Annotated in this window: 24 protein-coding genes; 11 read left to right on the forward strand and 13 right to left on the reverse strand. The window is 62.2% G+C overall.

Annotated features, from left to right (window positions below; genetic code table 11):
• Positions 1-48: 48 nt before the first annotated feature.
• Positions 49-522, reverse strand: coding sequence for a GNAT family N-acetyltransferase (locus M5B99_RS24250; RefSeq protein WP_191487291.1), 474 nt, complete (start codon positions 520-522; stop codon positions 49-51).
• A gap of 14 nt (positions 523-536) precedes the next feature.
• Positions 537-1,022 carry a GNAT family N-acetyltransferase gene (locus tag M5B99_RS24255; protein WP_191487290.1) on the reverse strand — a complete coding sequence of 162 codons (486 nt, stop codon included), beginning with the start codon at positions 1,020-1,022 and terminating at the stop codon, positions 537-539.
• A 200-nt stretch (positions 1,023-1,222) separates the two neighbouring features.
• Between M5B99_RS24255 and M5B99_RS24260 the strand changes: the two genes are divergently transcribed.
• From M5B99_RS24260 to M5B99_RS24270, 3 genes are read left to right on the forward strand one after another with little or no spacing between them, the layout of a single operon-like run.
• A complete protein-coding gene (locus tag M5B99_RS24260) occupies positions 1,223-1,567 on the forward strand; it encodes a YciI family protein (protein ID WP_191487289.1) in 345 nt (114 codons plus the stop codon).
• A gap of 50 nt (positions 1,568-1,617) precedes the next feature.
• Entirely contained in the window at positions 1,618-2,109 is a 492-nt protein-coding gene (locus M5B99_RS24265) for an SRPBCC family protein (RefSeq protein WP_248806440.1), read from the forward strand.
• Positions 2,106-3,377: an RNA polymerase sigma factor gene (locus tag M5B99_RS24270; protein ID WP_248806441.1), complete on the forward strand. Its 1,272-nt coding sequence runs from the start codon at positions 2,106-2,108 to the stop codon at positions 3,375-3,377. Before M5B99_RS24265 ends, M5B99_RS24270 begins: the two co-directional genes overlap by 4 nt.
• Before the next feature lie 46 nt (positions 3,378-3,423).
• Here M5B99_RS24270 and M5B99_RS24275 read toward each other — a convergent pair whose 3' ends face one another.
• A complete protein-coding gene (locus tag M5B99_RS24275) occupies positions 3,424-4,278 on the reverse strand; it encodes a LysR family transcriptional regulator (protein WP_248806442.1) in 855 nt (284 codons plus the stop codon).
• Between the two features lie 91 nt (positions 4,279-4,369).
• Here M5B99_RS24275 and M5B99_RS24280 point away from each other — a divergent pair, with 91 nt between their 5' ends.
• Positions 4,370-4,801: a multidrug/biocide efflux PACE transporter gene (locus M5B99_RS24280; RefSeq protein ID WP_191487285.1), complete on the forward strand. Its 432-nt coding sequence runs from the start codon at positions 4,370-4,372 to the stop codon at positions 4,799-4,801.
• A gap of 77 nt (positions 4,802-4,878) precedes the next feature.
• Here M5B99_RS24280 and M5B99_RS24285 read toward each other — a convergent pair whose 3' ends face one another.
• Entirely contained in the window at positions 4,879-5,787 is a 909-nt protein-coding gene (locus tag M5B99_RS24285; RefSeq protein WP_248806443.1) for a LysR family transcriptional regulator, read from the reverse strand.
• Positions 5,788-5,898: 111 nt separating this feature from the next.
• On the opposite strand from M5B99_RS24285, the gene M5B99_RS24290 reads away from it, so the two are divergent.
• Positions 5,899-6,765, forward strand: a complete 867-nt coding sequence (locus M5B99_RS24290) for an NmrA family NAD(P)-binding protein (protein WP_191487283.1) — start codon at positions 5,899-5,901, stop codon at positions 6,763-6,765.
• 123 nt (positions 6,766-6,888) lie between these two features.
• Here the strand turns inward: M5B99_RS24290 and M5B99_RS24295 are convergent, their stop codons facing one another.
• Positions 6,889-7,647: an SDR family NAD(P)-dependent oxidoreductase gene (locus M5B99_RS24295; protein ID WP_191487282.1), complete on the reverse strand. Its 759-nt coding sequence runs from the start codon at positions 7,645-7,647 to the stop codon at positions 6,889-6,891.
• 119 nt (positions 7,648-7,766) lie between these two features.
• Between M5B99_RS24295 and M5B99_RS24300 the strand changes: the two genes are divergently transcribed.
• Complete coding sequence (locus M5B99_RS24300) at positions 7,767-8,672, forward strand: LysR family transcriptional regulator (protein WP_248806444.1); 906 nt, start codon at positions 7,767-7,769, stop codon at positions 8,670-8,672.
• 46 nt (positions 8,673-8,718) lie between these two features.
• Here the strand turns inward: M5B99_RS24300 and M5B99_RS24305 are convergent, their stop codons facing one another.
• Complete coding sequence (locus tag M5B99_RS24305; protein ID WP_248806445.1) at positions 8,719-10,338, reverse strand: inorganic phosphate transporter; 1,620 nt, start codon at positions 10,336-10,338, stop codon at positions 8,719-8,721.
• 71 nt (positions 10,339-10,409) lie between these two features.
• Positions 10,410-11,432, reverse strand: coding sequence for a transporter (locus tag M5B99_RS24310; RefSeq protein ID WP_248806446.1), 1,023 nt, complete (start codon positions 11,430-11,432; stop codon positions 10,410-10,412).
• Between the two features lie 314 nt (positions 11,433-11,746).
• Here M5B99_RS24310 and M5B99_RS24315 point away from each other — a divergent pair, with 314 nt between their 5' ends.
• Entirely contained in the window at positions 11,747-13,369 is a 1,623-nt protein-coding gene (locus M5B99_RS24315; protein ID WP_248806447.1) for a methyl-accepting chemotaxis protein, read from the forward strand.
• A gap of 122 nt (positions 13,370-13,491) precedes the next feature.
• Entirely contained in the window at positions 13,492-13,953 is a 462-nt protein-coding gene (locus M5B99_RS24320; protein ID WP_248806448.1) for a hypothetical protein, read from the forward strand.
• A 1-nt stretch (position 13,954) separates the two neighbouring features.
• Here M5B99_RS24320 and M5B99_RS24325 read toward each other — a convergent pair whose 3' ends face one another.
• The gene (locus tag M5B99_RS24325) at positions 13,955-14,758 is read right to left on the reverse strand and encodes a putative hydro-lyase (protein WP_248806449.1); all 804 of its coding nucleotides are present in this window, start codon (positions 14,756-14,758) and stop codon (positions 13,955-13,957) included.
• A gap of 333 nt (positions 14,759-15,091) precedes the next feature.
• On the opposite strand from M5B99_RS24325, the gene M5B99_RS24330 reads away from it, so the two are divergent.
• Complete coding sequence (locus tag M5B99_RS24330) at positions 15,092-16,375, forward strand: MFS transporter (protein ID WP_248806450.1); 1,284 nt, start codon at positions 15,092-15,094, stop codon at positions 16,373-16,375.
• A gap of 120 nt (positions 16,376-16,495) precedes the next feature.
• Entirely contained in the window at positions 16,496-17,740 is a 1,245-nt protein-coding gene (locus M5B99_RS24335; RefSeq protein WP_248806451.1) for an OprD family porin, read from the forward strand.
• Positions 17,741-18,025: 285 nt separating this feature from the next.
• On the opposite strand, the gene M5B99_RS24340 is transcribed toward M5B99_RS24335, so the two are convergent.
• Positions 18,026-19,144 carry a glycerophosphodiester phosphodiesterase gene (locus tag M5B99_RS24340; protein WP_248806452.1) on the reverse strand — a complete coding sequence of 373 codons (1,119 nt, stop codon included), beginning with the start codon at positions 19,142-19,144 and terminating at the stop codon, positions 18,026-18,028.
• Between the two features lie 228 nt (positions 19,145-19,372).
• Between M5B99_RS24340 and M5B99_RS24345 the strand changes: the two genes are divergently transcribed.
• Positions 19,373-19,702 carry a DUF2025 family protein gene (locus M5B99_RS24345; RefSeq protein ID WP_248806453.1) on the forward strand — a complete coding sequence of 110 codons (330 nt, stop codon included), beginning with the start codon at positions 19,373-19,375 and terminating at the stop codon, positions 19,700-19,702.
• A gap of 14 nt (positions 19,703-19,716) precedes the next feature.
• On the opposite strand, the gene M5B99_RS24350 is transcribed toward M5B99_RS24345, so the two are convergent.
• The 4 genes from M5B99_RS24350 to M5B99_RS24365 form a co-directional block, all read right to left on the reverse strand.
• On the reverse strand, positions 19,717-20,040 hold the full coding sequence (locus M5B99_RS24350) for an antibiotic biosynthesis monooxygenase family protein (RefSeq protein WP_248806454.1): 324 nt from the start codon (positions 20,038-20,040) through the stop codon (positions 19,717-19,719).
• Positions 20,037-20,756, reverse strand: a complete 720-nt coding sequence (locus tag M5B99_RS24355; protein WP_248806455.1) for a CTP synthase — start codon at positions 20,754-20,756, stop codon at positions 20,037-20,039. Before M5B99_RS24355 ends, M5B99_RS24350 begins: the two co-directional genes overlap by 4 nt.
• 164 nt (positions 20,757-20,920) lie before the next feature.
• The gene (locus M5B99_RS24360) at positions 20,921-21,451 is read right to left on the reverse strand and encodes a DUF1003 domain-containing protein (RefSeq protein WP_248806456.1); all 531 of its coding nucleotides are present in this window, start codon (positions 21,449-21,451) and stop codon (positions 20,921-20,923) included.
• A 96-nt stretch (positions 21,452-21,547) separates the two neighbouring features.
• Positions 21,548-22,861 (reverse strand): methyl-accepting chemotaxis protein, encoded by a 1,314-nt coding sequence (locus tag M5B99_RS24365; RefSeq protein ID WP_248806457.1) that lies wholly within the window; start codon positions 22,859-22,861, stop codon positions 21,548-21,550.
• Between the last annotated feature and the right edge of the window lie 240 nt (positions 22,862-23,101).

The following is a 23,101-nucleotide window of genomic DNA, read 5'->3' on the forward strand; positions in this document are numbered from 1 at the left end:
TTTACTGTAAGTGACCAACTGATCTCATACTTATGGCCACCCGGAACTTTAAAGTGTCAGGGTCAATCGTCGTTCGCCGCGATAGGCTTCACCGGTATCGACCCAACCCTGCTTCAGGTAAAGATTCATCGCTGCCTTGTTATCGGTTCCCACCGACAGCAGTAACTGCCGGACCTGCGGCCAAGCCTGACGTGCCGCCGCGGGCAGGGCTTGCAGGCAGGCCGCGCCGAACCCCCGGCCTTGCGCCCTTTTGTCGACCTGCAGGGCATGCAGGGTGGCGCTGCCTTCGTCGGCCCAATGGGGAACGAAAGGATGGCGCTTGAGCAACAGGAAGGCCACCGGGGTGTCATTGTCGAGCAGGGCGAAACCGAGTACGCCGTCCTGGCGCTCGCGTGGCAGGAAGTGCAGGGCCGCCAGGATATCGCCGCAAAATCGCAGCTGTTCGGGATGGACTTCGAGGCCCGCGAGTTGCTCGTGTTGAAGGACGCTCAGGTCGTCGTAGCGGGCCAGTCGGGCATTCATGACAATCTCCGGTTTCAGAGTGGCAAGGTCAGCCTGCGTTCTTCACCGACCCGGCCGTGAAAGGTCTCGCCGCTGTCGACAAATCCCTGTTTCAGGTAAAGCCCACGGGCGGCGTCATTGTCCGCGTCGACCATCAGCATCAGATGGCTGGTGCCCGGCCAGGTAGCGCGGACAGCGGCCGGCACGGCCTGCATGCAGGCGCGCCCGAGGCCTTGGCCCTGGTAGCTTTTGTCCACTTGCAGGCCATGCAGCGTGCACACGCTGCCACTGGCCCAGGCCGGTGACGCCGGTGGCCGCTTGAGCAACAGGAAACCCACCGGGTGCTCATCGGCCAGCAGTACAAAACCTTTCACGTCATTGCCCTTGTGGGCATGCAGTACCGACAGCCCGTGGGTGATATCGCTGGAAAACTCCTTCTGCGCCGCGTCGACCTGGATCAAGAGCAACTGCTCGCGTTGGGCGGGAGCCAGCGTGAGGTAGTCGACAAGGGAGGTTCTCACAGCGGTGTGTCCTATTTCCGACGGTAGGGAAGCAGATTCTATCGGCTTTGGCGGCCGCGATATTATTTTTCCTGCGAGTTTTTTCGCCTGTCGATTTCCCTCGACTCCAGACGACTATTCGTACCTCTGCTGATCGTCAGCGACCTTCGCCAAAGTACGAAACAGCAGCCATAGTTGTTCGACCGCCCCGGAGACATCCCATGAAATACCTGTGCCTGATCTACAGTAATGAAGCGCTGCTGCATTCCCATCCCGACAGCCCCCGGGACTCTGAGTGCCTGGCCTACGGCGAGTCGATCCGGGCCAGTGGCCGAATGCTCGCCGCCGAGCCGCTGGAGTCGGTGAGCACCGCCACCACGGTACGCATGCGTGGCGGCAAGCTGTCCATCGTCGACGGACCGTTTGCCGAAACCAAGGAGCAATTGGCCGGGTTCTACCTGGTGGAGGCCCGTGACCTGAACGAGGCCTTGCAGATTGCCGGGCATATCCCGGCCGCGCGAGTGGGTAGCGTGGAAGTACGACCGGTGCGGGAACTGAATCTCTGAGGGCGCGAGCGTTTTCACGCGGCCACCATAAGAATAATAGGAGCCTGAACATGAACCGCCAACCGCTACCCTTTGCGGGAGCCGAACACGAGTTGTCCATCAGTCGCCTGATCGAGGCGCCGCGCAACCAGGTTTTTCGCGCCTGGACCGAGCCCCGCCTGCTGAGCCGATGGTGGGGGCCTCACGGCATGACCATGCCGGTCTGCGAAATGCAGTTGTGGGTCGGCGGCTTGTTTCGGACGCTGATGCGCACGGCGGAGGGTGTCGAGTATCCCTATCAAGGGGTGTTCCTGGAGATCGCCGCACCGGAGCGGATTGTCTTCACCGACGCCTTTACCCCCGACTGGACGCCGACGGGAAAACCTTTCATGACGGCACGCATCACCCTCGAAGAGGCCGAGGGTCATACCCTGTATACCGCTCGGGCCATGCACTGGTCGGCGGCGGAAAAGGCGGCGCACGAGCAGATGGGGTTTTATCAGGGCTGGGGTGAGAGTCTCGAACGGCTGGCCTTGCTGGTCAGCCAGGGGTTGCTGGATTGACCGTTGAGTCCGACAGCGTCAAACAGCAGGTCGAGGCGGTTTATCGTCAGGAATCGCGGCGGATCCTGGCCACCCTGATCCGTTTGCTGGGGGATTTCGACCTGGCCGAGGAGGCTTTGCACGACGCTTTTTTTATCGCCGTCGAGCGCTGGCAGCGTGATGGCGTGCCGGCCAATCCCCGGGCCTGGCTGGTCTCCACCGGGCGTTTCAAGGCCATTGATGTGTTGCGCCGCCGGGCACGTTTTGCCGCGTCCCATGGGCAGTTGATTGCCCAGGCCGAAGCGTTGGAGCAAGACGAATGGAACGACGAGGATGTCGAGGATGACCGATTGCGGTTGATCTTTACCTGCTGTCACCCGGCGTTGTCGGCGGATGCCCAGGTGCCATTGACGTTGCGCGAAGTCTGCGACCTGACCACCGAAGAAATTGCCCGGGCCTTTCTCGCGAGCCCCTCGACCATCGCCCAGCGCATCGTGCGGGCCAAGACCAAGATTCGTGACGCGAAGATCCCTTATCAGGTGCCTTCCCTGGCGGAGTTACCCGAGCGCTTGGACACGGTGTTGCGGGTCATTTATCTGGTGTTCAACGAGGGCTACTCAGCGTCCCTCGGCGCCAGCCTGACCCGCGACGACCTGACGGCGGAAGCCATCCGCCTTGGCCGGCTGTTGCTGGAGTTGCTGCCGGACTCCGAGGTCATGGGCTTGCTGGCGTTGATGTTATTGCATGAGTCGCGACGCCAGGCGCGGGTGTCCGAAAGTGGCGAACTGGTGCTGCTCGATGTCCAGGATCGCTCACGTTGGAACCCGGCGCTGATTGCCGAAGGCTGTGGGTTGGTGGAGCGGGCACTGGGTACCGGACGTTTCGGGCCTTACGGCTTGCAGGCCGCGATCGCCGCTGTGCATGCCGAGTCGGCGACGGCCGCGGACACCGACTGGCGGCAGATCGTCGGTCTTTATGACCTGCTGCTGCGCGCCGTGCCCTCGGCGGTGATAGAGCTCAATCGGGCGGTGGCGGTGGCGATGTGTGACGGGCCGTTGGCGGGACTTGAGCTGGTGGAGGGCATCCTCGCGCGCGGCGAGTTGCTGGACTATCACCTGGCGCATTCGGCGCGGGCGGACTTCTACCGGCGATTGGGCCGAGTGGAGCAGGCGCGCGAGGCTTACCAGCGGGCTCTGGCGTTGACGCAGCAGGCGCCGGAGCGGCGTTTTATCGAGCGCCGGTTGGAGGCGTTGAAAGACCTCGAGTGTGGGCCAGGAAGATTGCGGTGAGTGTGGTAGCGCCCTCGCTGGCAAGCCAGCACCCACAAAAGCGCTGTTATTCCAGCATCCGGGCCAGCAACCAACTGCCCGCCGGCCCTGGCGGACGCAGGCGCGACCAGAGCGCATCCACCGCCACCGGCCTTGGCCAGCCACGGACCGCCAGCGCCACCAACGAAGCGTTGTCGAAGCGCTCCACCAACCAGCGCGGCAGCGCCGCCCAGCCGAACCCACGCTGGGCCATTTCCAGTAGCATCAGGTAACTCGACGCTGACCAGAAGCGGCCCTGGGCACGACTCTCGTAAGGATTGACGATGCTCGCCAGGCGCAGTTCGCGGTGCTGCTGCAGGCTGGCCTGATCGACCCTGGCCTGTTGCGCCAGGGGATGCCCGCAGTGGACGAACAGGGCAAATTCGGTGCGTTCATCCACGGTGGCGCTGCCCAGGTCCGGCGGGTAGCTGTCCTGCCGTTCGGCAAACGCCACCTGGGCCCGGCCCTGGCGGACCAACTCCACCAGGTCGTCGCACTCGGCGATCAGGCACTCCAGCTCGAGGTCCGGGTAGCGGGCTTCGAAGTCGCTCAGGGTGGCCTCGAAACGGTTGGACTGGTAGGTGTCGGATATCACCACGGTCAGCTTCGCTTCCAGGCCCCCGGCCAATTGGCGGGCACTCATCTCCAGGCGGTTGTTGGCCGCGAGGATGTCCTCGGCCTTTTGCAGCATGACATGGCCGGCCGCGGTCAGGCCGGGCTTGCGGGTGCTGCGATCGAACAGCTCCAGGCCCAGGTCGATTTCCAGGCTCGCGACGGCCGCGCTGATGGTCGACTGGCTTTTGCCCAGCTTGCGCGCCGCGGCGGAAAAGGAACCCAGGGTCGCGGCCTGGACAAAGGCTTGGAGCATTTCATTGGAAGCCATGAACTATCGCTTTTGTCGATGGTAATCGACTTTTAGTATCTGTCCGGGTGGCGATAATGACAACCCTCAGATATCAATGGAGGCGTCCATCATGACCCCCGGCAAGTCTTTTACCGAACGTGTTTTGCAAGCCATCGGCTTCGAGGTATTCGCGGTGCTGCTGTGTACGCCGCTGTTTGCCTGGGTGATGAGCAAACCGCTGTTGGAGATGGGCGTGGTGACGGTCGCCAACTGTTTTATCGCCCTGGGTTGGAACGTTCTGTTCAACGGGATGTTCGACCGGATGCGTGAGCGCTTTGCCCTGGTGCAGAACGTCTGGACGCGCCTGCTCCATGCCTTGCTGTTCGAAGGCGGCCTGGTGGCGGTGAGCGTGCCGCTGGTGGCCTGGTGGCTGGATCTCAGCCTGTTGACGGCGCTGCTGCTGGATATTGGCGTGCTGCTGTTTTTCCTGCCCTATACCTACCTGTATCACTGGGCCTACGACGCAATACGCGAACGTCTATTGCTGCGCATCCCCCTGTAGGAGCAGCCGGTCGACGCTCGATTGCTCGCGAACCGCCGAAGGCCGCCATGCACATTGTCTCGAGACCCCCAACCGCATCAAGCAGCACTCAACCCAATAATAAAATCCAGAAACGCCCTGACCTTGGCCGGCGGCAGATGCCGGGACGGATAAAGGGCATACAACGGAAAGCGCTCATCCGGCCAATCGGGAAACAGCTCCACCAGCCGACCCGCGTCCAAGGCCGGACGTACCCCCAGGTCAAGCACCTGGGCGATGGCATGGCCGCTTTCACACAGGCTGTGCAGGGTGCCGACATCGTTGAGCACCAGCCGCGCGTTATTGCGCACATCCACCCGCCGGCCGGCACGGTGAAACTCCCAGGGGAAGGGCCGCCCGGTTTCCGGGTCGCGGAAGGACACGCAGACATGCCGTTCATCCTCCATGTCCAGCGGTGTCAGAGGTCGCCCGTGGCGTTTCAGGTAGGCCGGCGCCGCGCAGGTCAGCACCCGCACGTCCAGCAGCTTGCGCGCCACCAGGGAAGAATTGGCCGGGTGGCCGAAGCGTACGGCCAGGTCGAAACCGTCGGCCACCACGTCGCCCAGTTGGTCGCGGGTATAGAGCTCCAGGTGCAACAGCGGATGGCGGCTCATGAACTCGCCCAGGGCGGGGCCGAGGATCAGGCGGGAAAAGTACGGATCGATATTGACCCGCAACCGCCCGCGTACCTGGCTGGCGCTACCGCTGGCGGCATAGGCCGCTTCTTCGAGACCGGCCAGCAACGGGGTGACTTCCTCGTACAAGCGACGGCCTTCGTCGGTCAGCTTGAGCGAACGGGTGGTGCGGTCGAACAGCCGGATGCCCAGGCGTTTCTCCAGCCGGGCGATGGCCCGGCTGACGCCGGAGGCGGTCATGTCGAGGGCTTCGGCGGCCTTGACGAAGCTGCCGCCGTCCACCACCGCGTTGAGTACGCCAAGGCCGCTGGCGAGGTTGGAGTCGAAGCTCATTACTGATTACCAGTCAGTTATTCAATGACATCCATGCTATCGGAGAATCTCGATACGCGGCGGAGAATTCCTCCATCGCGACAGAGGTCGCCGCTTCCTGGAGGAATTTGCATGTACGCAGTCATGGGTATTACCGGACAAGTGGGCGGTGCCGTCGCCCGTACGCTGCTCAGCGCCGGGCAATCGGTACGCGCCGTGGTGCGCAGCGCCGAGAAAGGTGCGCCGTGGGCCGGACAAGGCTGCCAGTTGGCCCTGGCCGATGTGGATGACGGGCAGGCACTGGCGCAGGCGTTCAGCGGTGTCGAGGGGGTGTTTATCATGATGCCGTCGAACTTCGATCCGACGCCGGGCTTTCCTGAAGCCCGCCAAGTGGTGGAAACCCTGCGCGCGGCGCTGGAACAGGCGCGGCCGGCGAAGGTGGTGTGTTTGTCGACCATCGGTGCCCAGGCGACCCAGCCGAATCTGTTGAACCAGTTGCAGTTGTTGGAACAGGGTCTGAGCACGCTGGATCTGCCGGTCACCTTCCTGCGTCCGGGCTGGTTTATGGAGAATGCCCTGTGGGATGTGGCGGCGGCGGTGGAGACGGGAGTGATCCCGAGCTTTCTGCAACCGCTGGACAAGCCGGTGCCGATGATCGCCACGGCGGATGTCGGACGCTTGGCCGCGCAGTTGCTGCAGGAATCCTGGAGTGGCAAGCGGGTGGTTGAACTGGAAGGACCGGAGCGAGTGACGCCCGAGCAGATTGCCGCCGGTTTTGCCGAGTGGCTGGGCAAGCCGGTGCGTATGGAAGTGGTGGCACGTGATACCTGGGAGGATCTGTTCACGTCCCAGGGGATGAATAACCCGCTGCCGCGCATGCAGATGATCGACGGTTTCAACGAAGGCTGGATCGAGTTCGCCGGAACGCCGCGCAAGGGCGAGGTGCCGTTGCGCAGCGTGCTGAAGGATTTGTTGATCCGCAGTGGCGTGTCCGGCTGACGGGCCCCATCGCTGGCAAGCCGGCTCCCACAGGTTTTTGCGCACGACGATAGTGTTGTGGCGGAACCGGGATTTGTGGGAGCCGGCTTGCTGGCGATGGCGTCAGACCAGGCACCGCCGCATTTACAGGAACATCCCGCCCGAAGCCTCGATCCGCTGCCCGGTGATCCACTGGCCACCATCACTCAGCAACAATGCAATGGCGCCACCGATATCGTCCGGCAAGCCGGCACGGCCCAGCGCGGTGTTGGCCGCGACATAGGCATTCAGGTCTTTGTTGTCGCGCACGCTACCGCCGCCGAAATCGGTCTCGATGGCGCCCGGGGCCAGGCAGTTGACGCTGATTCCACGGGCACCCAACTCCTTGGCCTGGTAACGGGTCAAGGTCTCCATCGCACCTTTCATCGCCGCATAAGTGGCATAACCCGGCAGGCTGAAGCGTGCCAGGCCGCTGGAAATATTGACGATGCGCCCACCGTCGGCGAGCAGTGGCAAGAGTTTCTGGGTCAGGAAGAACGGCCCTTTGAAGTGCACGTTGAGCAACTGGTCGAACTGCTCTTCAGTGGTCTCGGCGAACAGCGCGTGCACGCCGACCCCGGCATTGTTCACCAGGAAATCAAACTGCTCACGACCGAAGACCCTGGCCAATACCTTGGCAACGCCCTCGCTGAAGGCCTTGAAGCTGTCGATCAGGCTGACATCCAGTTGCAGCATGGCGGCGCGACCACCGAGTTTTTCGATCTCCGCCGCCACTGCCCGGGCGTCGTCGGCGCGGCTGTTGTAGGTGCCAATGATGTCGATGCCTTGGGCGGCCAGGTGCAGCGCGGCGCTTTTGCCAAGGCCGCGACTGGCACCGGTGATCAGGGCGATTTTACGAGTCATGTCGTGTTCCTCAAGGAGTGGATAACGCTGAGGAAAGTGTATTTGTCCGTCAGTGAATGGATAAACACCGATAAATCGGAAACACTGATCGTCTGTTCCGAACAATGGGGGGCGCTGTCATGAACAAGCTGGACTTGCTGCGGACCTTTATCCGGGTCACCGAACTGTCGAGTTTTACCCTCGCGGGAGAAAGTCTCGGGCTGCCCAAGTCCAGCGTGTCCGGGCATGTCCAGGCGCTGGAGGAACTGTTGGGCACGCGCCTGTTGCAACGTACCACGCGCAAGGTCCAGGCGACCCAGGACGGGCTGGTGCTGTATGAACGCAGCAAGGACCTGCTGGCGCAGATGGATGAATTGCAGGGCTTGTTCCGCCAGGATGCGGCCTTGCTGGCCGGGCGTATTCGTTTCGATATGCCCAGCGTCATGGCCCGTCGCGTGATCATGCCGCGCCTGCCGGAATTCATGGCGCTGCATCCGCGCATCGACCTGGAAATCAGCAGTACCGACCGCCGCGTCGACCTGGTGGGCGAGGGGTTCGACTGTGTGCTGCGGGTCGGTGCGCAGCCCGATCAGTCGGTGGTGGCGCGGCACATGTGCGAGCTGCCGATGGCCAACTGTGCCAGTCCCGCCTACCTGCGGCGTTTTGGTCGGCCGGAGTCCGTCGCCGACCTGGCCGGGCATCGGCTGATCCACTATGTCGGGATGCTGGGGGCGCGCTCCCCAGGGTTCGAGTACCTGCAAAACGGCAAGTTGCAGCAGGTGCCGATGGCCGGCAGTGTCACGGTGAACAGCACCGATTGCTACGAGTCGGCGTGCCTGGGCGGGTTCGGTTTGATCCAGGCGCCGTACCATGGCGTACGCAAGCATCTGGACAGTGGTGCGCTGGTGGCGGTATTGCCCGACGCTCTGCCGGCGCCGCTGGAGGTGTCGTTGCTGTATGCCCAGCAACGCCATCTGCCCCGGCGGGTGCGGGTGTTCATGGACTGGTTGGGGCAGGTACTGCAGGAGGAGTTGGGCGAGTCTTGAAGATGAGCGCGTGCCCGGGGGCATGCGCTCATCGAGGGGGCGGGAGTTAGAAAATCTGCGTGAACAACCAGTACAGGCTGCCGGACAACAGGATCGCCGCCGGCAGGGTCAGGACCCAGGCCATCACCAGGTTGCGGATGGTGCGCAGCTGCAAGCCGCCACCATTGGCGACCATGGCCCCGGCCACGCCCGAGGACAGGACATGGGTGGTGGACACTGGCAAACCGTACATGTCGGCCGCGGCGATGGTCAGCATGGCGACCGTTTCCGCCGAGGCGCCCTGGGCGTAGGTCAGGTGGGTCTTGCCGATCTTCTCGCCGACGGTGACCACGATGCGTTTCCAGCCGACCATGGTGCCCAGGCCCAGGGCAATGGCCACGGCAATTTTCACCCACAACGGAATGAAGCGCGTGGCGCCGTCGATCTGTTGCTTGAACAGCTGCAGCTTGGCCTGGGTATCGGCGTCGAAGTTGCCGAACTTGTCCTTGTCCATCAGGCGAATGGTTTCACTGCTCAGATACATGTCGTTGCGCACGTTGCCCATGGCTTCGGCCGGGACCTTGGCCAGCGAGCCATAACTCTTGACCTCGGTACCGATATTGCCGGCCAGGGCGGCCAGCGCCGGGATCAGTTCCGGTGTCGGCTGTTTGCTGCGCACATACACCGAGAGTGTCTGGCGCGGGTCGGCGGGGGCCGGCTGCGGTGCGTTGCGGACCAGCGCCTGCTGGGTAACTTCGGCGATCGCGGCGAATTGCAGTGCCTGGTCGGCCGGCATGGTGCGGTTCAACGCGTAGGCCATCGGCAGGGTGCCGACCAGGATCAGCATGATCAGACCCATGCCTTTTTGCCCGTCGTTGGAGCCGTGGGCGAAGGACACGCCGGTGCAGGTCAGGATCAGCAGGCCGCGAATCCACCACGGTGGCGGTGTATTGCCTTTGGGAGCCTTGTACAGCTGGCGGTTCTTCACCAACAGGCGCAGGGCCAGTAACAGCAGCGCGGCGCAGAAGAAACCTACCAGCGGCGACACCAGCAGCGCGTAACCGATCTTGGTCGCCTGGCTCCAGTCCACGCCGCTGGTGCCGTCGCGCCCATGCATCAGTGCGTTGGCCACGCCGACGCCGATGATCGAGCCGATCAGGGTGTGCGAGGAGGAGGCCGGCAGGCCCAGCCACCAGGTGCCGAGGTTCCACAGGATGGCTGCGATCAGCAGGGCGAAGATCATCGCGAAGCCGGCCGAGGAGCCGACTTGCAGGATCAGTTCCACCGGCAGCAGGGCGATGATGCCGAAGGCTACCGCGCCACTGGAGAGCAGCACGCCGAGGAAGTTGAAGCAGCCGGACCAGACCACCGCGAAATGCGGCGGCAGGGAATGGGTGTAGATCACCGTGGCCACGGCGTTGGCGGTGTCGTGGAAACCGTTGACGAACTCGAAGCCCAGGGCGATCAGCAGCGCCACGCCGAGCAACAGGAACGGCGTCCAGGTGGTGACCACGCTGCCGAAGTCGTGCATGTCATGCATCAGGCTGTAGGCGGTGAACAGCAGCGCCATGGGCAGCACCGCGAAAAAGATCAGGGTGTTGACGAAGCGCGAGCGGGGAGTACTTTCAAACTGGGGCTTGCCTGCGTCCTGAGCGGGCGAGGCATTAGTCAATGACGGGGTAGCCATGCCGGAAATCCTTTTTGAGAACGGATGCCAGTCATGATCGTTTCAAAATGTTACAGGTTGACTGCGCCAGATCAGTAGTCCTGGCGTTTGCGAAACGCCCAGCGTCCGGCCAGCAAGGTGAAGGTCACCACCAGCGCCACCAGGATCCAGAAACCCTCCGGGTCGCCCGCCAGCGGGATGCCGCCGACGTTCATGCCGAAGAAACCGGCAATGATATTGATCGGCAGCGCCAGCACCGTCACCACGGTGAGGGTGAAGAGGGTGCGGTTGCTCTGTTCATTGAGGCTCGCGGCGATCTCTTCCTGCAACAGCTTGATCCGCTCGCCGAGGGCCTCCAGATCGCTGAGGATCAGCGAGAACTCTTCGGTGGACTTGCGCAGTTCCTTGACGTCTTCCTTCTGCAACCATTGCGGCGGGCGGTTGAGCAGCCGCAGCAACGAGCCCGGCTCCAGGGCCAGCAGGCGTTGCAGGCGCACCAGTATCCGGCGCATGGCACCGAGTTCGGCGCGGTTGTTGCTCAGGCGCAGGGCCAGCAACCGGTCTTCGATCTGGTCGACGCTGGTGCTGGTCTTGCGCACGATCTGGGTCAGCACTTCACCCTGGTCGCGCAGCAGGTGCACGAGCAATTCCAGCGGCGAGCGGAAGCGTTCGCCGGCCTTGACCGAAGAGCGCAGCTTGTCCACCGAGTGCAGCGGTTGCAGGCGCGCGCTGATCAACAGTTTGCTGCGGGCGCAGACCCACAGGGTGGAGATGTCCGAGGAGACCATGCTGCTGAGATTGAACACCACGTCGTTGACCACCGCCAGCAAGGCATTGTCGACATGTTCGATACGGGTCGAGCGCGAGCCTTCGTGCAGGGCCTCGAAAAACTCTTCGGGCAATGGCAGGTGGGTCTTCATCCAACGCTCGCAGGCGGCGTGTGCCAGGTTCAGGTGCAACCAGAGAAATTCATCGGGATTTTCCGGTTGTTGCAGGCAGTGCAGGGCGGTGGCCGAGTCTATTTCCTGACCCCGTTCGCCGGTGCGGAAGCGAAAGCCATAAAGCAGGCCGAACAGGTCCGGGTCACGATGGCTTTGGTCAAGGCTGTGGTTCATGAAGGCTCGCTGAGGTGGAACGCCTGAAACATTTTTTACAGGCTCGCGGGCCTCATCATTGCAAGGCTATTTGACAGTTTTGTGACGTTTTTGGGGTGAGTGGCGCGTCGCGCTTTTTCCCTGCGAGCCCCGGGGAATCAAGTGCCGTATCGACCGGTGGTCGGCTTGGCTCAAGTGGCATGCGGGCCCGCCGATGTCATTAGACGTAAGCTACCAATTATTTGGCCATACGCCCGGTTGTCGCTGACAGGGAAGTTTCGACTGCTTGCATTCCCCATCGGGGAGCGCTCAATCCTTGTCGAGAGACTCCGACGATGCTGAAAAAATCCCTGCGAGCCCAAGTGCTCACGCTCCTGAGTGGCAGCCTGATCGCCATGTTGCTGATCGCGCTGACCTGTTTCCACCTGTTGTCCAATGGCGTCCAGGATTATCGTAATCTGATTGAAGGTCCCTTGCGCACCTCACACTTGATCGATGAGGCCAATGTGCAATTCAAGGCTCAGGTGCAGGAGTGGAAGGACGTTTTGCTGCGCGGCAAGCAGCCCCAGGATCTGAACCGGTACTGGTCACAGTTCGAAGCGCGTCAGCGCGATGTGCAGGACATCCTCGGCCGTCTGGCCAGCCAGCCGGGCATGGACGCACGGCTCAAGTCGCAGATCGAGCAACTGCGTGAGGCCCACCGTGTATTGGGTACCGATTACCTGAGAGGTCGCGAGGCCTACCTGGCGGCCGGGGCCGACCCGACGGCCGGAGACCAGGCGGTCAAGGGCGTCGATCGCGCCACCAGCGAGCAGATGAGTGAGTTGGTCGCGCAGTTGCGTCAACAGGGCGATGAACAGTCGGTGACGATCAGCGTCCTGGCCGAACGAACCATCTGGATCGGCATCGTTGTACTGGTGATTTCCGGGCTGTTGATCGGCCTGTTGAGCCTGTGGCTGGTCAACCGCAACCTGGTGGAGCCGATCCGCCGCCTGATCGACTATGTGGCGCAATTGAGCCAAGGCAAGTTCGGCAATCGGGTGAATGCCGATCGCCAGGATGAACTGGGTCGCCTGGCGCTGGCGGCGAATACCCTGCGCGACTTCCTGGCCGAAACCTTCAGCCATCTCAAGCGCAGCACCTCGGACCTGGACAGTGCCAGTGGCGAGCTGAAGTCGATTGCCGGTCTGATGGCCAACGGTACCCACGAGCAATTCGAACGTACCGACCAGGTGGCCACGGCGATGACCGAAATGTCCGCCACCGCCCAGGAAGTCGCTCGCCATGCCGGGGACGCCGCTACGGCGGCGGATGATGCCGATCGCGCGGCCCAGCAGGGTGAGTTGGTGATGCAATCGACCATCGCCACCATTACCCGCATGCGCGGCGAGATCACCACCACCGCCACGGTCATCCGGCGCCTGGAAGCCGACAGCGGACGGGTCGGCAAGGTGCTGGAAGTGATTCGCGGGATTGCCGAACAGACCAACCTGCTGGCGCTCAATGCCGCCATCGAGGCGGCCCGTGCCGGTGAAGCCGGACGCGGCTTTGCCGTGGTCGCCGATGAGGTGCGCAGCCTGGCCCAGCGCACTGCCGCGTCGATCATCGAGATCAACCAGATCATCCATTCGGTCCAGACCGGTGCGGTGGATGCGGCCCAGGCCATCGAAGGCGGGCAGGCCCGTAGTGAAGAGAGCGTCGAGCAGGTGACCGAGGCCGGGGCCATGCTTGAACGCATCACCACTGCCGTGGAAGCGATCCGCGACATGAACCGCCAGATCGCTACCGCCGCCGAAGAGCAGACCTCGGTGGCCGAAGATATTTCGCGCAACCTGACCGAGATCACCGCCATCGCCAGTACCAACCTGGACAACGTCAAGCGTACCGAGGCGGCGAGCCAGAACCTGCACGGCTTGTCGGGACAGTTGAATGACGTGACGGCGCGCCTCGGAGCCTGATTCGCCGCCACAGGGATGTGGCCTTGTATCGGGGCGCTGACACGTGTGATACAGAATCGATCTCAAACATGTTGAACGGTTGTCGATGACATGACTGCCCATAACTGAATCGGGAGATCCCCATGGTCAGCATTACTTCGGTCACCATTGCCCCAACCCCTAGCACCAGCAGCACCAACAAGAGCACCGGCACCAGCGCTACTGACACCACCAGCACCAGCACCAGCACCAGCACCACAGGGGCTACGGGTAGCACCGCCCAGGCCGGCGGCAGCCAACCGGCGGGTGCCGGCGGCGCGTCCGGCAGCTCCAGCTCCAGCACCAGTTCTTCCTCCCAGGAGGTCCAGCAGCTGCAAAAGCAACTGGCCGATCTGCAAAAGCAGTTGCAGCAAGCGGAGCTGCAAATGCAGAAAGCCCAGAACAGCAAGGACAGCCCGGACGCCAAGGCCACCTTGCTCGCGGCCGCGGAGTCGCAGGTGTCTGCCATTTCCGGTTCCATTTCCACCGTCAGTTCTGCCCTGACCACTGCCTTGCAGGCAGAGGGCAGCAGCACCTCGGGCACGTCGGTGAACACCACCGCTTGAGTCAAAGGCTGTGATTGTGCAGATCGCTCACCAGCATGCAGCCCGGCGCATGGGTAATGCATAACGGTGGGCGTGACGCTTGCACCACCGATTGCGGGGTCACGCCGCAGGCCCAGAACACTGGAAGCTCATCGTCAGCCAGCGGCACGGCGTCACCGTAGTCCGGTGCGCCAAGGTCGTGGATGCCGATCAGTCGCGGGTCGCCGATGTGCACCGGCGCGCCATGCACATTGGGCATGCGCCCGGTGATCTGCACCGCGCGGATCGCGTCGGCGGCTTTCAACGGCCGCATGCTCACCACCAGCTTGCCCTTTAGCCGTTCGGTGGGGCGGGTATCGATATTGGTCCGGAACATCGCCACGTTGCGTCCCAATTTGACGTGACGCAGGTCGATGCCTGCATCCAGCAAGGGTTGTTCGAAGGAGAAGGAGCAACCGATGGCGAAGGCCACCATATCGTCGCGCCAGAGGTGCTTGATGTTCTGCGGCTCCTCGCTCAGTTCGCCCTGGCGATAGACCCGATAGCGCGGTACGTCGTGGCGGATATCGACGTTCTCGCCCAGATGACGGAACATCGGGTCGCCGGGTTCGGTGATGTCGAGTATCGGACAGGCCTGGCGATTGAGGGTGCAGAAACGCAGGAACTCATCGGCCCAGTCCCCTGGCAAAATCACGATATTGGCTTGTACCCGGCCAAGGCCGAGGCCGCTGGTGTGGCCTTGATACTGGTCGGTGGCGATGTGTCGGCGCAAGGCGCGCGGCGCCAGATGGCGCAACTGATCGAAGGACAGCGCTGGCAGGTTCATCGAGCTTCTCTCTGATGGGGGGTCGAGGCCTTTTTAGGGGGCCGCGGCAGCCTCGTCCAACGAGAAAATCTGTTATTGCGAACAAGAAAAACTGATCTTCGGTTGTGCACGGCACGCCTGAGCCCCAGCACATGCCATTAAGGGGCCATCAACTTTTCTTATGCATTGACCGGCTTTTTTCCCGTTTGACGCTGCACCGCTCCGGCGCGAAGAATCCACTCCACGGTGTAGCGCATCTGCATCGGCTCTCCACGACAACGCCTTCACAAAAAAACAACGAGGCGTGTCCGTCATCTTCCCTTGCTGCCGCAGGAACTCTCCATGGAACACACCATGACTGACCAAGTGCCTTCAGGGACGCGCCGTGCCGGCCCGTTCAGTTGGTACGGCCCGCTGACAAAAAATGAAAAGCGTACTTTCTGGAGTTGCAAGATCGGCTATGGCCTGGACGGCATGGACACCCAGATGCTGAGTTTCGTGATCCCGACCCTGATTGCCACCTGGGGCATATCCAAGGGCGAGGCCGGGCTGATCGGCACCTCGACCTTGCTGGCCTCGGCGGTCGGCGGCTGGATCGCCGGGATTCTGTCCGACCGTGTCGGTCGGGTGCGCACCCTGCAACTGACGGTGCTCTGGTTTGCCTTCTTCACCTTCATGTGCGGGCTGGCACAGAACTACGACCAACTGTTGGTGGCGCGCACGCTGATGGGCTTCGGTTTCGGTGGCGAGTGGACCGCCGGCGCGGTGCTGATCGGCGAGGTGATCCGCTCCCAGGATCGTGGCAAGGCGGTGGGCATGGTGCAGGCCGGCTGGGCCCTGGGCTGGGGCCTGACGGCCTTGCTCTATGCCGGCTTGTTCAGCTTCCTGCCACCGGAGCAGGCCTGGCGGGCGCTGTTCATGATCGGCCTGGTACCGGCGCTGTTCGTGCTGGTGATCCGCCGACTGGTCAAGGAGTCCGACACCTTCGAACAGGCTCGGGGCGAGCGTCTGGGCCAGGCTGAAAAGCCTTCGCCCTGGGCCTTCTTCGAGATATTCGCACCACGGATGCTCAGCACCACCCTGCGTGCCTCGCTGCTGACCACCGGCGCGCTGGGCGGTTACTACGCGATCACCACCTGGTTGCCGACCTACCTGAAAACCGAGCGCGGCCTGAGCGTGCTGGGCACCGGCGGCTATCTGGCGATGGTGATCGTCGGTTCCTATGTCGGCTATGTCATCAGCGCATTGCTGACCGATGCCATCGGCCGCAAGAAGAACTTCATCCTCTTTGCCGTCGGCTCCATGAGCATCGTCCTGGCCTATACCCAACTGCCCATCGATAACACCTGGATGCTCTGGTTGGGTTTCCCCCTGGGGTTCTTTGCCTCGGGCATCTTCGCCGGCATGGGGGCGTTCCTCACCGAGCTGTTTCCCACCCGCATGCGTGGGTCGGGCCAGGGCTTCTGCTACAACGCCGGGCGCTCCATCGCCGCACTGTTCCCGCTGTTTATCGGCGCGCTGAGTGAAACCCTGCCGATTGGCGTCGGCATCGGTGTGTTTGCCGCCGGTGCCTACGCGGTGGTGATCCTGGCGGCCCTGAGCCTGCCTGAAACCCGCGGTCGCCAGCTCGAGAGCTGATATCCGAGGCGCCTGGGTCCGGCGGACCCGGGGGCTACTGATCCTGACGTTTCAACCACATCGGTCGCGATCCCAACGCCCCCGAGAGGGTCGGCTCGCGTCCGCAATAAGGAGCACACCATGAAGTCGTTCGATCATTTATCACGTTTTTCCGTGCCAGTGAGCGCGTTAGTGGGGTTGGGCCTGCTCTGGGCGCCGGGCGCCCGAGCGGATTTCCTCGCCGACAGCAAGGGGACCCTGGAAGCACGTAACTTCTACTTCAACCGCGACTTTCGCCAGCCGGGTTCCCGGGAAAAAGCCGATGAATGGGCCCAGGGTTTCCTGTTGCGCATGGAATCCGGCTACACCGAAGGCACCGTGGGCTTTGGCCTCGATGCCCTGGGCATGGTCGGTTACAAGCTGGATTCGGGACCTGGCACCGCGGGTACCGGCCTGCTGCCTGCGGACACCCGCCACGGTGGTTCCCAGGACAGTTACGGCAAGCTGGCGGCGGCCGCCAAGGTGCGTATTTCCAACAGCACCCTGAAGGTCGGCAGCTTCCAGGTGAAGGACCCGGTGATCATTTCCAACGATACCCGCCTGCTGCCCGGGACCTTTCAGGGCGGCTTGCTGAACGTTCAGGAAATCGACCACTTGAAGCTGACCGGGGGCTCGTTCAACCAGATCCGCTACGTCGACTCCACCGATGATCAGAAGATGACGGCCAACCGCATCGGTGGGTCGAGCGACAAGTTTCAATTCGCCGGGGCGGACTACCAGTGGTTACCGAACCTGCTGACCCAGTATCGCTATGGCAAGTTGGAAAATATCTACCAGCAGAACTTCCTGGGCCTGGTGCATAACTGGGACCTGGGCCAGGGCCAGAGCTTGAAGACCGACCTGCGTTACGCTCGCAGCGCCGAGGACGGTAACTTCCGTCCGCTGGATAACCGCGCATTGGGCGGGATGTTCACCTATTCCTTCAAGGGCAATGCCCTGGGCTTCGGCTATCAGCGCATGAGTGGTAAGGACCCGTTCCCGTACATCGGGCACAGCGATCCGTACCTGGTGAACTTCGTGCAGATCGGCGACTTCGCCAATATCGACGAGCGTTCCTTGCAGGTGCGTTATGACTACGATTTTGCGCAGTTGGGCTTGCCGGGGTTGACCTTCATGACCCGCTACGTGTCCGGCGACCATGTACAACGGACGATTCCGGGTGAAGGCAAGGAGTGGGAGCGTAACACCGACATCGGCTATGTGTTCCAGGACGGGAAGCTCAAAGGGCTGGGGGTGAAGTGGCGCAATGCGACGGTGCGTTCGAACTTCGGCAATGACCTGGACGAGAACCGCCTGATCATCAGCTATACCGTGGCGCTCTGGTAAGCGCCGGCGGTATATCAATCTGCCAGGCGCCGCGGAGCGTGCAGGAGCCTGGCTTGTCGGGACGCCGCATCGCAGCGAAGAGGGCTTGGAAATCGCCAAAAACTTCGCGGCGGTGCGGCGATCCGACAAGCACCGCTCCCACAGGTCTTCGGCCGCATGCGGGCCTCCGCTCCGACGCGGATATTGTGGGAGCCGGATTTATCCGCGAAGAGGCCCTTGAGGCTGCCAAAAACTTCGCGGCGGTGCGGCGATCCCACAAGCACCGCTCCCACTGGTTTGGTGCCCTCAGTACCCGTTGGCCTCAAGAATCTGCGGTATGGTTTTCGGTGATGGGCGCTTGAAGTACTTGAGCAACTCGGATGAACGATTGGTGAAGATGCCATCGACCCCCGCATCCATGACCTTCTTGTAGTCCTGCGGCGTGTCGACGGTATAGACATGCACCAGCAGTCCCTTGTCGTGGGTGTACTGGTTCATCCAGGGTTTGACCAGGTCCGAATAGCTCTGGTCGCCGCCCTGGGTCAGTTCCGCCGACGGGCCGGTCCCGATGGCGCCCTGGGCCTTGGCGTAGTCGATCCACTTTTCGAATTCGGCCTTGTCCTTGGGCTCCTGCCTGGCGTAGTAGGCGGCCTTGGTCTTTTCGCCGGAGTCGGCGAAGCTGACCTTCGACTTGGGCTCGATGCTGCCTTCACCGACCCACAGCAGCAGGATCTTCGGCGTGTCCGGCATTTCCTTTTGCAACAGCTCCAGGCTGCTCTTTTCGAAGGTCTGCAGGATCACCTTGCCCTGGCCCTGGCCAACCTGGGGCTGTTCCTTGGACACCACCTGGGTCGGGCTCAACAGGCCGCGCTCTTGCAGTTTGTTCTTCAGCTCATGCTCGATCCCGGGAAACTGCTTGGGTTCCTTGGTTTCGATGTACAGGCCTGGCTGGTGCTTCGGATTGGCCTGGGCGATATCGATGATCTGGTCCAGGCTGAGGATTTTCAGGCCGACGTAGGCCGGACGCGCACGCTCGGGGTAGGCCTTGTTGAACCAGCTGCCGGCGTCCAGGGTTTGCAGTTCGGCCCAGGTGAACTCGTTGGCCGGGCTGTCCTTGCGTGCGGGGAACTTGCTGGCCACGTCGGTGGTACGCGACAGGTTGTTGTCGTGCAGGGCGAAGATCACCCCGTCCTTGCTGCGTTGCAGGTCCATTTCCAGGTAGTCGGCACCCAGGTCGCGGGCCAGGGTGTAGGAGGCGGCGGTGGATTCCGGGGCATCGAAGGAGGCGCCACGATGGGCGATCACGGCGGGGTGGGGAATGCCGGCCGCGGCCGCAATGGCGCTGGAGGCGCTGTTGGCCTCGGCCGTGCCCAGGCCCAACAGCAGGCTCAGGACCAGGGCGCTTTTGGTGAAGTTGACGGGCATGCTCGAATTCCTTTCGCAGAGAGTGAATGTCAGAGCCTCCTTTTAACAACTGATTGCTACAGCAGCTATCGCGAAATCGACACAAACATGCTCCAGATCCGGTTTCCGGTATTTTCCTCGGGTATTGTGTGACAGGACTTGTCGACCATTTCCCCGCCAGAGGGACAGGCCTGCCCTGCGTGTAAACCAGCCATCCATGAGCCTTGTGGCTCTTCAGCGAGGTTTACCATGCCTATTACATCCGAACTGATCTGCCAGGCCGCCGAGCAGCTCAAGGGTTTTGTCGGTTTCAATCGCAAGACCGGTCAATACATCGTCCGCTTCAGTGAGGACGCCTTCGGCATGGACGTGGCGGATGACGCTATCTTTCCGGCCTGCGAGTTTGTCTGGGTGTCGAGCGCGGAGGAGACCATGAGCCTCAGCCGCGAACGGATCCAGCTATTGCTGGCGCAGAATATCGATGACCGGATCAGCATCAGCGAGCCGCTGCGGGTGTATCAGCGGCGTGTGGACATTCCCGAGATCGTCGCGCTGCGCACAGTGCTCAGCGCTTCCTGACAGGGTGCTGGCCGTCAGCGCTGGAAAGCGTAGGAACGTTCGACCTTACACACTCGGGTATGAAAAGCCTGGTACCAGGTTGCACGACCATGTTCGCGGATTTCGCTGTGTTCGGCGTGTTGTTTCCAGGCCAGGATCGCCGCTTCGCTGCTCCAGTAGGACACGGTGATGCCCAGGCCGTCTTCGCCGCGGGCCGACTCCACGCCGAGAAAGCCCGGTTGTTGTCGGGCCAGCTCGACCATGCGCTGCGCCGCCTCGCCGTAACCTTGATCACCCTCGGTACGCCGCGAGGTGAAGATAACGGCGTAGTAAGGCGGTGGCGGTGTCTGGGCGATCATCGCTGTTGACTTGCGCAGGCTGCCAGGAACGCACTGGTCAACGCCGGGGTACGCCCTTCCAGCGCCGCGCGCTCGGGTTGGAACAAGGTGGCGACGAAGAAGGGATGCCCCTTGAGTTCAACGGCACGCAGATCGCCTTGGGCATCGTAGCCGCTGACGTACAGGTCGCTGTCGAGCAAGGCGCTTTCGAACTCGGGGTTGATGCCGTAGCGGCAGTGATAGCCCTCATGGGTTTCCAGGGCCCCGTAGGCCTTGGCGATCAGTGTTTCCTCGACAAACTGGATACGGTCGTGGACTTCGACCAGCGAGCAGCTCAACGGTGAAATCACCGCGCGCGATGAGTCGGGTGCCGTTTCGCCATGTTCGGCATCGGTCCAGCCCAGTACATGGCGTGCGTATTCCAGGATGGCATGCTGGAAACCGCCACAGGTGCCGAGGAACGGTCGTTGTTGTTCGCGGGCATGGGTAATCGCCCGCAAGGCGCCTTCCAGGCTGCGGTAGGGGCTGGAAGGCACGCACCAGAAACCGTCAAAAAGGCTCAGGTCGGTCTGCGTCGTGAGGCTGTCCGTGGCCAGCCAGTGGGCGTGAACCTCAAGCCCGGCGGCCTCGGCCGCCTGCTGCAAGGCCACGGGAATGGCACGGTGAGCCGTGACCTGCGGGTCGTGATCGCCGATCAGGGCGATGTTCAGGACGGTGTGTGGCGAGCGCTGCTCCATGGATATTCCTTCAGGCTGAAAACACATTGGCTTTTGTCGGTGCGTGGCTTGCTGGCGAAGCTCTTGGCGTCCCAGGATGCGTGCGTCGCGGTTCGGCCTCCCGGCAAGACGATATTTACAGGGACGCGGTATTTTTAAAAGAGTGTATCGATAACCAGGCGGTATCAGGTCTTGCGCACGAAATGCTCGTGCATCTCCAACGTCAGGCCTTCGATGCGTTCGGTCAGTTGTTTGGTCATTTCGGTCAGATGGGTGTTCTGTTCCAGTAGCGTCAACAGCTGTTCGGTGGTTTTTGCCGCCGCGGCCTGGCGTTCGCTATTGGCGACAGCCAGGGCCTCGCGGTGCTGGGCGTCCGCGTCGGCGTGGGCCTTGTCCCGTGCGGCCTGGCGGGTCTGGGCCAGCAGGATCAAGGGCGCGGCATAGGCCGCCTGCAGGCTGAACGCCAGGTTGAGCAGGATGAACGGATAGACGTCGAACCGGGTCACGCCCGTGACGTTGAGGATAATCCAGACCGCGACGATCAGCGTCTGGGCGCCGAGAAACATCGGCGTACCAAAAAAACGTGCGAAGGCTTCGGCCTTCAGCGCGAAGGTGTCGTTGCCGAATGTGCTGGACAGATGTGCATGGGGGCGATGGAAACGCAGGTGGTCGAGGGGGTTCGCAGGACTTTTCTCCGCGGGGTTTTCTGGCGTCATGATGAACTCTGCAAGGCGTGGGAATCAGGATTCACTATAGCCCTATCCGATCTTGCCTGGCGCCTTCCCTGGCGCGCTCACCCGGCCTCTCGGGTCTTAGTTGCGCTCGCCGGCGAACATGCTCACCGCTTGCACCGCGTTACTGGCCCCTTCACGAATCTGCAGGATCACCGTGCCGGCCTGATCCGCCAGGTCAACCCCCTTGGCGGCTCGGTCGCGGGTGCCGTTCATACTGTCAATGGCTTGCAGGGTTTCATTCTGAATCATGCCGATCATTCCGGAAATCTCCGCGGTCGAGCCGCTGGTGCGCGCCGCCAGCAATCTCACCTCGTCTGCGACCACCGCGAAGCCGCGTCCCTGTTCGCCCGCCCGAGCCGCTTCAATCGCCGCGTTCAGTGCCAGCAGGTTGGTCTGGTCGGCAATCCCGCGAATGGTATTGACGATGGCGGTGATCTGCTCGGAACGCTCGCCCAGCTTGGCGATCAGCGCTGAAGAACCTTCGATGTTCGAGGCGATTTCGCGCATTTCGGCGGCCGCTTGCTGGATAACGCCGGTACCGTGCTCGGCGACTTTCCGCGTCTCGACCGAGATGTGATAGGCCTCGTTCGCACTCTTGGCATCCTGTTCGTGTTTCTCGACGCGATGGGTAACGTCCGAGGCAAACTTGACTACCTTGCACAGCCGGCCGCTGGCGTCGTACACCGGGTTATAGCTTGCTTCAAGCCACAAGGTCTGGCCACGCTTGGCGACGCGTTCGAACTGGCCACTGAAGAACTCGCCCTGGTTCAGCCGACGCCAGAAATCCTGATACTCGCTACTGTTGGCGGTGGCCGGTTTGCAGAATATTTTGTGATGCTTGCCCTGGATTTCCGCCTGGGTGTAACCCATCAGGCTGAGGAAGTTCTGGTTCGCGCCGATCACGCTGCCGTCTGGATTGAATTCGATCATCGCCATGGCTCGGTCGATGGCTTGCAATTTGCCGTTGGCCTCACTCTCTTGTTGCACTCTGACGGTGATGTCCAGGGCGTATTTGACGACCTTGAACACGCTGCCATTGCCATCCTTGATCGGGTTGTAGCTGGCTTCCAGCCAGACGATCCGACCATCGGCGGCGACGCGCTCGAACGTCCCGGACTCGAACTGGCCGGACTTCAGCCGCGTCCAGAACTGTGTGTACTCACTGCTACGGGCGTGGGCGGGCGTGCAGAACATCCTGTGTGGTTGGCCGACGACCTGTTCCTGACGATAGCCGGTGGCCTTGAGGAAATTGTCATTGGCGCGCAGGACCGTGCCATTGAGGTCGAACTCGATCACGATCATGGAGCGCTCGATGGCGCTAAGCTGGTTAGCTTGTTCAGCCAGGGATTGTTGCAAGGCACTGATGGCTTTCTTATTGGCATTGAATAGCATGGCGTCGGCTCGGAGAGGGATACAACGTGAGAGTCAGTCCATGGTCATGCGGCTTGCGGCTTGTCCGAGAACGGGCAAGGGAAGCGACAGCCCGATGCTAGCGCTCCATGGCTGGCAGTTCACTGCGGCGTAGAAGGCCGCAAACCATATTCCAGTCAAAGCACTGCACTGCTGCGCCCATGAAAATCCTTGAGCTGTGCAAGTGTTCTGTACCCAGGTAATCGTTCAGAAAATTGCTGA

Origin of the sequence: Pseudomonas sp. MWU13-2100 (genome assembly GCF_023242365.1) — a bacterium.
Taxonomy (GTDB): domain Bacteria; phylum Pseudomonadota; class Gammaproteobacteria; order Pseudomonadales; family Pseudomonadaceae; genus Aquipseudomonas.

Coding starts and splice junctions, on each gene's coding strand:
- M5B99_RS24325 (WP_248806449.1), bottom strand. CDS start 14,758: ATGAACCTGCCAGCGCTGTCCTTCGATCAGTTGCGCCATCTGGCGCCG.
- M5B99_RS24355 (WP_248806455.1), bottom strand. CDS start 20,756: ATGGAGCAGCGCTCGCCACACACCGTCCTGAACATCGCCCTGATCGGC.
- M5B99_RS24330 (WP_248806450.1), top strand. CDS start 15,092: ATGACTGACCAAGTGCCTTCAGGGACGCGCCGTGCCGGCCCGTTCAGT.
- M5B99_RS24365 (WP_248806457.1), bottom strand. CDS start 22,861: ATGCTATTCAATGCCAATAAGAAAGCCATCAGTGCCTTGCAACAATCC.
- M5B99_RS24340 (WP_248806452.1), bottom strand. CDS start 19,144: ATGCCCGTCAACTTCACCAAAAGCGCCCTGGTCCTGAGCCTGCTGTTG.
- M5B99_RS24315 (WP_248806447.1), top strand. CDS start 11,747: ATGCTGAAAAAATCCCTGCGAGCCCAAGTGCTCACGCTCCTGAGTGGC.
- M5B99_RS24285 (WP_248806443.1), bottom strand. CDS start 5,787: ATGAGCTTCGACTCCAACCTCGCCAGCGGCCTTGGCGTACTCAACGCG.
- M5B99_RS24335 (WP_248806451.1), top strand. CDS start 16,496: ATGAAGTCGTTCGATCATTTATCACGTTTTTCCGTGCCAGTGAGCGCG.
- M5B99_RS24320 (WP_248806448.1), top strand. CDS start 13,492: ATGGTCAGCATTACTTCGGTCACCATTGCCCCAACCCCTAGCACCAGC.
- M5B99_RS24265 (WP_248806440.1), top strand. CDS start 1,618: ATGAACCGCCAACCGCTACCCTTTGCGGGAGCCGAACACGAGTTGTCC.
- M5B99_RS24260 (WP_191487289.1), top strand. CDS start 1,223: ATGAAATACCTGTGCCTGATCTACAGTAATGAAGCGCTGCTGCATTCC.
- M5B99_RS24310 (WP_248806446.1), bottom strand. CDS start 11,432: ATGAACCACAGCCTTGACCAAAGCCATCGTGACCCGGACCTGTTCGGC.
- M5B99_RS24280 (WP_191487285.1), top strand. CDS start 4,370: ATGACCCCCGGCAAGTCTTTTACCGAACGTGTTTTGCAAGCCATCGGC.
- M5B99_RS24250 (WP_191487291.1), bottom strand. CDS start 522: ATGAATGCCCGACTGGCCCGCTACGACGACCTGAGCGTCCTTCAACAC.
- M5B99_RS24295 (WP_191487282.1), bottom strand. CDS start 7,647: ATGACTCGTAAAATCGCCCTGATCACCGGTGCCAGTCGCGGCCTTGGC.
- M5B99_RS24300 (WP_248806444.1), top strand. CDS start 7,767: ATGAACAAGCTGGACTTGCTGCGGACCTTTATCCGGGTCACCGAACTG.
- M5B99_RS24345 (WP_248806453.1), top strand. CDS start 19,373: ATGCCTATTACATCCGAACTGATCTGCCAGGCCGCCGAGCAGCTCAAG.
- M5B99_RS24275 (WP_248806442.1), bottom strand. CDS start 4,278: ATGGCTTCCAATGAAATGCTCCAAGCCTTTGTCCAGGCCGCGACCCTG.
- M5B99_RS24350 (WP_248806454.1), bottom strand. CDS start 20,040: ATGATCGCCCAGACACCGCCACCGCCTTACTACGCCGTTATCTTCACC.
- M5B99_RS24305 (WP_248806445.1), bottom strand. CDS start 10,338: ATGGCTACCCCGTCATTGACTAATGCCTCGCCCGCTCAGGACGCAGGC.
- M5B99_RS24360 (WP_248806456.1), bottom strand. CDS start 21,451: ATGACGCCAGAAAACCCCGCGGAGAAAAGTCCTGCGAACCCCCTCGAC.
- M5B99_RS24290 (WP_191487283.1), top strand. CDS start 5,899: ATGTACGCAGTCATGGGTATTACCGGACAAGTGGGCGGTGCCGTCGCC.